Origin of the sequence: Methanobrevibacter sp. (assembly GCF_045220775.1) — an archaeon.
Lineage (GTDB): Archaea > Methanobacteriota > Methanobacteria > Methanobacteriales > Methanobacteriaceae > Methanocatella.
In genome coordinates this window covers 18,934-30,209 of record NZ_JBGUWC010000152.1, presented here as the reverse complement: position 1 = coordinate 30,209, position 11,276 = coordinate 18,934, and the positions used below count along the sequence as shown (strand labels likewise).

General features: G+C 32.0%; 12 protein-coding genes. 6 read left to right on the top strand and 6 right to left on the bottom strand.

The annotated features are described in order from the left end of the window. On the bottom strand, positions 1-681 hold a 681-nt coding region (locus ACJROP_RS09900; RefSeq protein ID WP_406535304.1), incomplete at its 3' end, for an alpha/beta fold hydrolase. Between the two features lie 402 nt (positions 682-1,083). Between ACJROP_RS09900 and ACJROP_RS09895 the strand changes: the two genes are divergently transcribed. The 4 genes from ACJROP_RS09895 to ACJROP_RS09880 all read left to right on the top strand — a co-directional run bounded on the left by ACJROP_RS09895 (position 1,084) and on the right by ACJROP_RS09880 (position 4,164). Continuing rightward, positions 1,084-1,266, top strand: a complete 183-nt coding sequence (locus ACJROP_RS09895) for a hypothetical protein (protein WP_406535303.1) — start codon at positions 1,084-1,086, stop codon at positions 1,264-1,266. 24 nt (positions 1,267-1,290) lie between these two features. Then, positions 1,291-2,094 (top strand): DUF2207 family protein, encoded by an 804-nt coding sequence (locus tag ACJROP_RS09890; RefSeq protein ID WP_406535302.1) that lies wholly within the window; start codon positions 1,291-1,293, stop codon positions 2,092-2,094. A gap of 200 nt (positions 2,095-2,294) precedes the next feature. Continuing rightward, positions 2,295-2,966 carry a (Fe-S)-binding protein gene (locus ACJROP_RS09885; RefSeq protein WP_406535301.1) on the top strand — a complete coding sequence of 224 codons (672 nt, stop codon included), beginning with the start codon at positions 2,295-2,297 and terminating at the stop codon, positions 2,964-2,966. Next, complete coding sequence (locus tag ACJROP_RS09880; RefSeq protein WP_406535300.1) at positions 2,953-4,164, top strand: LUD domain-containing protein; 1,212 nt, start codon at positions 2,953-2,955, stop codon at positions 4,162-4,164. The genes ACJROP_RS09885 and ACJROP_RS09880 overlap by 14 nt, the downstream gene beginning before the upstream one ends. A gap of 69 nt (positions 4,165-4,233) precedes the next feature. Here the strand turns inward: ACJROP_RS09880 and ACJROP_RS09875 are convergent, their stop codons facing one another. Continuing rightward, positions 4,234-5,613, bottom strand: a complete 1,380-nt coding sequence (locus ACJROP_RS09875; protein ID WP_406535299.1) for an MFS transporter — start codon at positions 5,611-5,613, stop codon at positions 4,234-4,236. Positions 5,614-6,118: 505 nt separating this feature from the next. On the opposite strand from ACJROP_RS09875, the gene ACJROP_RS09870 reads away from it, so the two are divergent. After that, positions 6,119-6,706, top strand: a complete 588-nt coding sequence (locus ACJROP_RS09870; protein WP_406535298.1) for a TetR/AcrR family transcriptional regulator — start codon at positions 6,119-6,121, stop codon at positions 6,704-6,706. 12 nt (positions 6,707-6,718) lie between these two features. Here the strand turns inward: ACJROP_RS09870 and ACJROP_RS09865 are convergent, their stop codons facing one another. After that, positions 6,719-7,351: a 4'-phosphopantetheinyl transferase family protein gene (locus ACJROP_RS09865; protein WP_406535297.1), complete on the bottom strand. Its 633-nt coding sequence runs from the start codon at positions 7,349-7,351 to the stop codon at positions 6,719-6,721. A 318-nt stretch (positions 7,352-7,669) separates the two neighbouring features. Between ACJROP_RS09865 and ACJROP_RS09860 the strand changes: the two genes are divergently transcribed. After that, complete coding sequence (locus ACJROP_RS09860) at positions 7,670-8,374, top strand: hypothetical protein (protein WP_406535296.1); 705 nt, start codon at positions 7,670-7,672, stop codon at positions 8,372-8,374. A 324-nt stretch (positions 8,375-8,698) separates the two neighbouring features. On the opposite strand, the gene ACJROP_RS09855 is transcribed toward ACJROP_RS09860, so the two are convergent. The 3 genes from ACJROP_RS09855 to ACJROP_RS09845 are packed head-to-tail and all read right to left on the bottom strand — an operon-like array spanning position 8,699 to position 11,273. Then, positions 8,699-10,600: a SpoIIE family protein phosphatase gene (locus ACJROP_RS09855; protein WP_406535295.1), complete on the bottom strand. Its 1,902-nt coding sequence runs from the start codon at positions 10,598-10,600 to the stop codon at positions 8,699-8,701. Then, positions 10,597-10,977 (bottom strand): ATP-binding protein, encoded by a 381-nt coding sequence (locus tag ACJROP_RS09850; RefSeq protein WP_406535294.1) that lies wholly within the window; start codon positions 10,975-10,977, stop codon positions 10,597-10,599. The genes ACJROP_RS09855 and ACJROP_RS09850 overlap by 4 nt, the downstream gene beginning before the upstream one ends. Further along, entirely contained in the window at positions 10,974-11,273 is a 300-nt protein-coding gene (locus tag ACJROP_RS09845; protein WP_406535293.1) for an STAS domain-containing protein, read from the bottom strand. The genes ACJROP_RS09850 and ACJROP_RS09845 overlap by 4 nt, the downstream gene beginning before the upstream one ends. Positions 11,274-11,276 lie beyond the last annotated feature (3 nt).

Genomic DNA, 11,276 nt, shown 5'->3' with positions numbered 1-11,276 from the left:
ATTATCAAATACAATCAATTTTGAATTTTCAATCTTATTGTGCAATTCTTTTTGCATATCTAAAGTGGAGATGTCATCGTACTTGCCTGCCAAAATTAGTGTAGGCACGTTAATTTGCGATACATCTTTTTCAGCATTGAAATTTAAACAGACATCAACGGCTTTAATATAAGCTTCAATATTGGCATTTTGTGAAGCCATGTCTTTTAATAGCTCTAACTCCTCTTTATTCTCATCAATAACATCAGGGCATAATACCATTGGCAGAATATTGTCATAGAATTCTTCAAAGCCAAGATTTAAGCTATTTTTAAATTGATTTAAAGTACTTTTTAACCCTTCATCTACTTTGTAAAAACTAGACATTAACACTATAGAATCTACTTTTTGTAGGTATTTGATTGCAAAATCAAGTGCAACGGCACCACCAAGTGAAAATCCGATTAAATTAACTTTTGATATATTTAATTCCTCTAAAAGGTTATTTAAATCATCGACATATGTGTCAATCGTAATATCTTCATTTCCTAGTTCAGATTCTCCATGGCCTCTTAAATCGACTCTTAAGATCTGATGGTCATGCTGGAGATTGTTTGCTAAAAATTCCCAATACAGCAGATTGTCTGAAAGTCCATGAATGAAAACCAATGGTTTTCCGTTTCCATCAATCCTGTAATTCATAGAATAATTTCTATTGAAAATACATTAAATAATTAAGTGTTGGTGTAATCTAATTAGCAGAGTTTTTAATATCGTTGTGAAGCTTAAATCGAATATATCTTTTTTAAATCAATTGTTTTTTTAAAATATTCATTATTATTCTTTATTTTATTATTTTAAGATGCAAGTGAGTACTTGCATTCGAAAATCTTTATATACTGTCTGTTTCATATAATTAATTGTGCTTATGAACTGAATTTCAAAAAATCAGGCACAAATTCAAATTAACTCAAGGTGATATAATGGAATTTATAAATAACTTTTACTTCAAAAACATACTCTTCTTATTGGTCAGTTCCTTACTTTTATTTGGAGCTGTTTTAGTCTGAAAACCTTAAAAAATAATATATAGGGGAATCAAAAATGAAAATGCATAAAATTTGTCCAAGATGCGGATCTAGAAATGTTGACTGGATTATCCCTCAAAACTGGTCACAATGCGTTTGCAGGGATTGTGATTATACCGGACCAATCATTGAAGGAAACGATGAATTGGCCGAAGAAATCCATGAAGCTTATGTAGAATCCTTAAAACATGATGAATAAAAAAAATATTTGGAGTTGAACAATATGTTAGGTTTAGGCAATAAAAATCAAGCTGATGAAACTATCAAAAATCCTCCCAGTTATGATTCATACCCCATGACATCAATATTGTTTTCAAAAAATAACAAAATTGGCGTAAGTGCACTGTCACTTACAATACTTGATTTAATCGATAAAGGTCAAATCAAATGCGACATTGATTTGGAGAATTCCTATGAAGTGGGCAAGAAATTGACCGCTGAGGATATGGAAGTCATGAAGAAAATAACTCTTAGAATAGCAAATAAAGGAGAGCTGAAGACTTCCGAAACACAAGCAATTAACCTGCTAAAAAACATGAATAAAAATAAGAAATTCAACTTGAAAGCTATGGCAAAACAAAGCAACATTACTGCAGTTGCCAATAAGTTTGAAGATGATCTTAATGAATTTGTCAGTGCCCTTAAAAGTGAAAACGGATATGATGGTGAAAACTATAATGATATCATGCACAAATCCAAATTGACAAGCAAAGGAAAGCAAATCAAAAAGGAATGGAAAAACTTCCAGAATTATTTGAAATCAAAGGATCTAACCGAAAAATATCCTCCAGAGTCCGATGAGGAAAATTCAGCACAAATAATCTATGCAGCATGCTTCGACATTGAAAAAGATGCATTGGATATAAGGGAAAACAACACTTCCTTAACAGATTTCATCGATAAGGACGGATATAAGCTATTGAACATAATATTCAATAATGCATTATTAAATGTAAACAAAAAAAGAAAAGGCACTGGCATATTTTACGGTGTAAACGATAAGTATACAATTCCTGGAGGAGGATAAAGCCTCCAATAATTTATTTTAATATTTTAAAATAATATGTTGATTATTGGGATTATCAAGATTATTTTTATATATTTAGAACAAATATTTAATATGATAGAACTCCATTCATATTATTTTCAGATTGTCCATTGGATAAATTGAAGCGGATGTTAAGGGAAATTCAAAGATATTACTTTCAGAAATTAGGAGTGTGAATAATGATTTATTTTAGAGGATGTACTGCAAGGTATGTACAGACTAGCATTAAGGATGCAACTGAGAAACTGCTGACTCTTGCTGGTGTTGACTATCATGTTTTAGAAGATGAAAAATGCTGTGGTTCAGTATTGTTTAGAATGGGCTTTATTGATGAAGCTAATGAGCAAATTATAAGGAATACTCAAGTTTTAAAAGATGAATTAATAGTAACATCTTGTCCGGGATGCTACAAGACACTAAAAACTGATTATGAAGGTTTGAATGTTATTCATATCTCACAGTTATTGGATAAGTTGATTAACGAAGGTAAACTTTCTATTTTAAAAACCGATTTGAATGTTACTTATCATGATTCATGTCATTTGGGTCGTCACATGGAAGTATTTGATGAGCCAAGAAATGTTATTGAAAGTGTAGCTAACTTAATTGAAATGGAATACAGTCGGGAAGATAGTATTTGTTGTGGTTCTGGTGGAGGTGTAAAGTCCGCTTATCCCGAACTTGCAGATGAAATGGCAGATGTACGAATCAAACAGGTTAAGGATACCGGATGCAAAACATTGATAACTGCTTGTCCTTTCTGCAAATTTAACCTCGAAAATGAGGGAATGGAAGTGCTTGACTTAACTGAATTTTTATTGGAATATGGTGGTATAAATGAAGAACAGTGAACTTGAAACCATGAGAACATCTTTTAGTAGGGCTAGAAGGGGATTCGTTTCAATTAAGGATTCTCCATCTACTCAAAGACTCATCAAAAAGGTTCAGGAAATTAAGAAGTATTCGATTGAAAACAATCGGGAATTGTATAATCAATGCTTGGAATCATTTAATCGTAATGGTATTGATTATTTCTTTGCTGAAACTTCAAAAGATGCCTTAGACATTATTGATGAATTGCTTGTGGAAGTTGGTGCAAGTGTTGTTGCAAAATCCAAATCTAATACCTTGGGTGAAATAGATTTTAAAAATCATCTACAAGATACTGACATTGAGGTTGTTGAAACTGATTTGGGGGACCGTATTTTACAGCTTAAAAAAATAGACAATGATCCGATTCATCCAACAGGCCCTGCTTCACATTTAAATGTTGGTGATATTGTAGATATTGTCAATGAGGCTCTTGATGAAAATGTTGCTCCCGAACCTCATGAAATCATGGAAGTTGTGAGAAGTGATGTGCTGAAACGCCTGGAAAACGCTAATGTAGGTATAAGTGGAACCAATGCAATAACTGCTGAAGAAGGTTCCATTATGATGGTGCATAATGAGGGCAATATTTCAATAGTTTCACTGCAGGACTTGCATATAATCGTAGCCGGAATTGATAAGATAGTACCTACTTTGGAAGATGCAATCTCTGTTGTAAAACTGGAAACACTCTTTGCAACAGGAAACTATGCGACATCCTATTTGAATGTGGTGTCTGGTCCGTCAAAAACTGCAGACATTGAAAAGAAACTGATTAAAAACATGTATGGTGCCGAAAGAGTTGTTGTAATATTTTTAGACAACGGAAGAAGTGAAGCAGTAAATGAATGTTTATTCTGCATAGGTTGTGGCAACTGCGTTGTTCACTGTCCTGTTTATAATAGAGTTGGATATGAATTCGGCTTTAAAAACTATGTTGGGGGACGAGGGGTTGCAATGTCAAGGTTCATTGAAGATGATGAGACTTGTTTTAATTCAGGATTGTTCATGTGCACTTTGTGTGGACGATGTACACTTAATTGTCCAGTATCAATTCCAATTAATGAAATACTTGAAGACATGAGGAATTTATCAGTGCGTAATGGATTTTATCCAAAGGAGAATAATGTGCTTAAGGAAAATATAAATAAAAGAAATTCCCCTTTTAGTTTTGAATGAAACTAAAGAAATAATGCATTTAAAAACTATAAATTAATAATCCACTCAGCATCGAAAAATTAAGATAAGTTAAAAACTTATCTTTTTTTCTAATTTTAAACCTGCAATTGACAGAATAATTGCAATAATACATGCAATAGCAGATATCAGACATACAATTTGGGATGATTCAACAATCAAAGCATAATTACTTGAAGTCAAATCCATAGACCCCATAATAAATCTAAACACCAATGTCAATAAACCAAAACTTAAAGTCTGACCAACGGATCTCATCGTAAGCTGAGAAGCACACGCATTTGCAGCAAATTTTTTATGAATGGAACTCATAATTGCATTTACATTCGGAGATGCGAAAAGACCCATTCCAATAGCCTGCAAGACCATTGCAATGATAATGATATATAATGGTGTGTTTTTTTCCATAAATGACAAAATAACAAATGCAAATACTGTAAGCACCATACCAATTGTAGCTATTTTTTGTGGATGATATTTGTCTGAAAGCTTGCCTGCATTAGGGGCAGTAATTGCCATTACTACAGGGCCTATCAACATTATTAGACCAGTAGTTTGAGGACTCAATCCTTTTACAATTTGGAAATGATAATTAAATGTAGTTACAAGAGCAACTACTGCCACATACATGAATAACCCTGAAAAATTATATAATGTAAATGGATGACTTTTAAACAATCTAACATTAAATGCAGGAGCTTTCTGTCGCAGTTCATAAAATCCAAATGCCGCAAGCAGTATTAAGCCGAGCAATACCAATATGATTGCCCTGCCATCGTATAATATTGTTATCCCATAAATAAACAGCAATATTCCAATCATGTATAATGCCATGCCTTTTACATCAAGCTTTTCATTTTCATTGGTTTTCCATTCTCCCTTAACTTTAGTTAACATTAATATCAGACCAATGGTGTTAAAGAATATTGTAATATAAAACAAAGATCTCCAACCAAAGTGCTGAACTAAAAATCCGCAAATAACTGGAGATGCTGAAATTCCTAAAAAAACACTGGAAGAAACAATTCCTAAAGCCCTTCCTCTCCTTTCCTCAGGTATTGCAAGAACAATTATTGCCATTTCAGCTACGCCTGCAATCGCAAGACCAAAACCCTGAAGAATCCTGGCTGAAAAAAACATTTCTGTTGAAAGGGATATGCAAGTGAGGATTATTCCAAACAATACAATGGCCTGTCCAACAAGTAAAGATTTTTTAAATCCATATTTACCAGTTATTTGGCTGGCAGGCAATGTAAAAATCGTTGTGACAAATACTAATACGGTGGGAATCCAGTTTTGCAAAACATTGTTCATTCCGAATTCTGAAGCAATTGCTGGACTTCCAATATTCACTCCAGTTGTGAGAAAAACTGTGAAAAATGATGTAATGAATGTAATAATAATAAAATGTTTTTCAAAGTTATCAGACATATGCTTAATTATTTAAGGCATATTATAAAAATTTTTAGAAACATCTGGAAATTTAGTGTATTTTTGCCAGTATGCTGCAAGTTAAAAATGAATTGAATAGGACTTAAAGAAACATACGGGTTTAATTAATCAATGAACTGATTAGTGAATAATTCTAAAAATTAATATCAATAAAAAAAGGTTTTAGAAAAAAAGTTAAGTGATGGTTATTTGAAATTAGGCCAGCTACTGGCGAACTCATAACCATCATCGTGTATACCTTGGTATTCTTGGGCTGCGGTTATTTCACATAAATTATAAAAAGTGAACCATGTAACTTTGTGTACTGCTATGTTATGTGCACGAGCTGTAATTTCTGCAATTTCCCACCATGTATGTGGGGCGCAATATGTGCATTACATACATATCTTAAGTTATGGTTAAGTTAATATGGGGGGTGTCCGAAATAAACTGTGGATTTGTGCAATATTGAATTATATATATTATTAACAATATAGTTATAGCCATGAAAGAATTTAGCAGCACTGATGAAAAGATTATCAAGGCCACATTCGGAATTCTTCAAAGGGAAGGCTTCACCAAGGCTACTACCAAAAAGATTGCTGCCGAAGCGGGCGTGAATGAAGTAACAATTTTTAGAAACTTTCAAAACAAGAACAATCTGGTTGAGATTACAAAAAATTATTATCTGCAGTTACTAATTAGCAAATTAGAGGAGATATTTGAATTTGGGGAAGATGAAGGAATCGAAGAATATCTCAAAATTTCTTTTTTCGGAATCTTAAGTCTTTCAGATGAAGATTTCAGCATAATCAGAGTAGCTATGGAAGAAGTTAGAGAAAATCCTGAGAATCAACTTCTAATATCTGAAATCACTGATGTAATATTGAACAAATTGGAAGAATTTTTCAAATTGAAAATGGAAAAAGGCATAATTAGGCAAGTCAATCCGAAAGCACTGGCGATAATGTGTTTCGGCATGCTGTTCCAGTCAGTCATATTGTGGAAGATATATAATAAGGATCTTGAGTTTGAAACAAACTATTATGCAGATGACCTGATAAATATAATGCTTGAAGGAATAAATCCATAATCAAATTTATTTTTAATATAATTCATTAACATTTACTTCCCGTAACTTAAAAACATCGTAGTGGCCGGCAATTCCAATTTTATAGTTTTCAATGTCAAACAGATTAAATTTTAAATTATTTTTGTCATTTTTAAGTCTGATTGCATCTTCAATCATTATTTCAAAACTGTCCAGTTGCAGATTCATCCCAAGACCAGTATATTTCATGAAGCTTTCCTTCAAAACCCAGTATTTGAAAAATTCTTCAGATTTGTTTTTTGCATTCATGATATTTTCATATTCGCTGTTGAAGAAGTAATGTTTGGCTATGTTTAAATCAATTGTAGGGTCAATATATTCAATATCAGCTCCAACTTCCCTATCGGATATTGCACACAAAACCATTTTGCCGGAATGGCTTAGATTAAAATGAATGTTTTCATGATTGGATATGTATGCCTTGCCGTATTTTTCAGTTTTAAAGATTGGATCTGTGATGTTTTCTTCTGACAATAATTTTTTCAAAAGCAGATAAGCTCCGGCACTTAGCTTTTTGTCCTTTTCAAATCTGTAAAAATTGATTTTTTCCTGACGATCTTTGGAAACCAAATCGTAAGCATTTTTCAAATCCAGGTTTTCCACATTGCAATATGCTAATTTAATCATGTTATCGTAAAATATAATAATGTCTCTCAACTTCATTCAAGGCATGTTCCATTAAATAGACTCTATTTGAAATAAGTTAAATAGTTAAGTGTTTACATATATTCAAATTTTAAATATGGTTTTTGGAGTTTAAAATAAATATTTGCTTTTTTAAATAGTTTATTTTCTTAAAATAATCATTATTTTTCTTTATTTTATTATTTTGGGATGCAAGTGAGTACTTACATTCGAAAAACTTTATATATGGTCTTTGATAGAGTTAGTAGTAAGTGTAGTGTCCTATTACACTAAAAATATGATTATTAGGAGATTTTGATTATGAATAAAATTATCTTATCTTTATTATGTTTATTGATAGTATCAATGGGTGTTGCCTGTGTGGCTGCAAGTGACAACACCACAATGACTCATGACTCTATACAAACAATAGATCAACAGCACATTCCTGTTGACACCAACATTACTGTTGAAAACGGCATCAACAATGACGCTGCAAACACAGCTGACAATGGCACTGTAAAAGCAATTGATGATGCAGTGACTGTTGACAACGATACTGTAAAAGTTGCTGACAACACTGCAAATGCACAACAAACAAACAACTCCACCCAACCACATTTAGACATTAAAGGACCAAAAATAATAAAAAATAATAATCTCAACATTAAAGGCCCAAAAGGCCCAATCAAATTGAAACCTATGACAGAATATGAAAGAACAGTATACCATTATTTTACAATTTTCATAAAACATCCTGAATGGGACTTGCACAGATGCGCTGAAGAGGTTTTCCGCACCTACAATCGTTGCAATTACTGGAAAGAAACATCAAAAATTATTGCCGAAGCACACAATCAAGCACTATTCCAATACCGCGGAAATGACATGGTAATCAAGAAAAATCTGAATGGTGATGAAGTCTACCAGTATGTAACTGAAGGCGCTAACAACTATTATTTTGGAAATATTGTGAATGAGAGATGGTCAAATCATGAAATAGTGTTCGATCAATACAGGTGGTAAAATAACCCCCTGTCCAAAAATTACAAGGACTAAATAATGATAAATAGGGTTCACGGCAGGTGGCCAAGATAGACAACCACCACCAACCCTTAACTTTTTTTCTAAAACCTTTTTTTACTATATTTGAGCAAATTCTTTGAAAAATTATTGAGAAAACATTAGTTAACTATTTCATATTTTATGTTTCCTGTTGTAAAAGAAATAATGTATTATGGGGCTTTTGTAAAATGTTTTTCAAGTTAATTTAAAATATTCCTGTTCAACGTTTATGCCAATTTTATCAGATATTGGCACAAGACTATTTTAGCCAATGCAATTGTTAATTCAATCCTCTTTGATTTTTAGGTACAATAAGGTCATATCATCGAACTGCTCTGCCTCTTGTGTAAAACCATGAATATCATTTAATAATGGCCATATTGGATCATTATCACTTTTAAATTCATTAAAGAAGTTTAAAAGTCGGTCTTCTCCATACATTTCATTGTTGTTATTATTTGCATCGGTTATTCCATCGGTATATACTACCAGTTCGTTTGTTAATGTTATTTCTTCGTTTGCATATTCAAAGTCTTCCATTATTCCCAGAACAATACCAGAGTCAATATCCAAATATCTGAATTTGTCATTTTCTTTTATTAATGGTGGGTTGTGTCCTGCATTTGAAAAGGTTATTTTGCCAGTTGTCTTATTGTAGACTCCAAGCCATAATGTAATAAACATTGTTTCGGAGTTGTTTTCACATAACTGATTATTCAGTAAATATAATACTTTTGAAGGGTTCACTTCACTTTTAATCAACTGTTTTATCAGGACTTGAGTAATCATTGCAAGAATCGCTGCAGGAACACCTTTGCCTGATGCATCACCGATTACAATAGCCAAATTATCCTCATCTAATTGATAATAATCGAAAAAGTCCCCTCCAACTTCTTTTGCAGGTTTTGAATATCCGTTAACTACATAATTATCATTTTCAATAGCTTCAGTTGGTAAGTTTGCAGCCTGAATTCTTGTTGCAATGTCAAGTTCGGCTTTGATTCGCTCCTTTTCACCTTCAATTTCATGAATATTTTCAATGTAGGTATTGTTAAAGTTAATCAAATCAGTATATGAACGGGCCAATGTTCCTATTTCGCTTTCTTCATTAACATATTTTGAATAGATATTGACTAATCCTTCAGATTCAATCTTTTCATTTTCATGTATGAAATCCTCAATTTTTGCAAATGACAAGATAGGTTCAATAACCTTGATTTCAATATATTTCAGAACACCTAATGAAGGTATGAAGAAAATAAGCAGTAACATATCTACTAATATCATCATTGAAATCATGACTTCATTTGCACTTATTGGAAGGAGATTATCAACAGCTGTAATTAATATATGATCATAAGACATTAAGATTCCAATAATTATGAGGAACAATATTGTTAAATGGAAAATGTTCATTATTACTTCGGGGATGGATTTCGAGTTTCTAACCACTATATCTGAGGTAATTGGTTTTGTCAAATAGGCAAATAGGATTAAAGAAATAATTATTAACTCAAAAACAACAATGTAACTATTTAAAACTATGCTGGAATCAATTATTAATGTTAATGCCAATGATATGAGCAATAAGATTCCCAATATTCTGTATAATTTTTCGTCTGTCTTTTTTGGGGATGCTTTTGGAATGTGTATAAAGTTAATTTTGTTTGAAAGCCATATTCCTATTATTCCAAAAACAAATGATGAATTGATGAAGTTAAAGAAGTATCTAATTTCAATAAGAGAAGTTATAGGGATAGTGTCGGGATAAAATATATAAAATAGCTTTCCATTCAGCACTGAAAATAAAAGTGCACAAATAAGTGTTATTCCTATAAATAAAAGAATATTATAAGTGTTGTTTAATTTTGGTTTGGTTATTTCTGGCCTGTTCTTATAATTGCCATACCATAATTTATATGCAAGATATGATATTCCAAAACCTATAATCTCTGACAAAACGGAAATTGCTAGACTGTATCCCCTTACCATGTCACATAAAAAAGTTCCGATGGCAGATCCCAGTGCACCATATGATCCAAACAGCAGCCCTGAGATTAACAGTATTCCAACATGAGGGCTCAACCCTTCTCCGAAATTTTGCCCACCATTTAAATAGAAAATTCCTAAATTGAATATTATCATTAATATAAAAGGAATTCCAATTTGCTTCACTCTATCATTCATTGTTCCACTTTTTTAATAATTTTCAAGTGATTTTCACCATTGGTGTAATGGTAATACAGCTCATCAGACATTTCTTTAGTTAAAAAAATCCCCAACCCCCCAATTTGAGCTTCATCAATTGTTTCAGGATCTTTGGGGTCTTCCTTTAAAAGGGGATTAAATTCAAAACCATTGTCAATAAATTCCAATGTCAATATCGGTTTGTTATATTCAACATTGACTGTTATGAAATCCGTTTTTGAGTAGTTGACGATGTTGACGAATATCTCTTCAACAATTAAATTTACTTGAAGGTCTTCTTTTGGAAGTTTGTCTAAAATAAACTCGTTTAATACGTATAATTCAGTTAGTTCAGGTTTTAGAGTTATTGAATTCATTCTATCTTCAGGATTTTATCAAAACCGGACATTCTGAAAATTTCATTAATTGCATCATTAACATTTTTGATAACGAATGGAATGCCCTCTGATTTTAATTTCTTTTGTGTTGCAATTAGAACTCTAAGTCCCGCACTTGAAATGTATTCCAAATCAGCAAAGTCTAAAGTCAATGAATCAAAATTGCCTAATTCTTCATTAATCTCTTTATCAAGATCTTGTGATGTGATAGTGTCAATGCGACCTTCAACTGATAATGTCAATTCTTTTTCATTGTAATTTTTAACAATATTCATGAT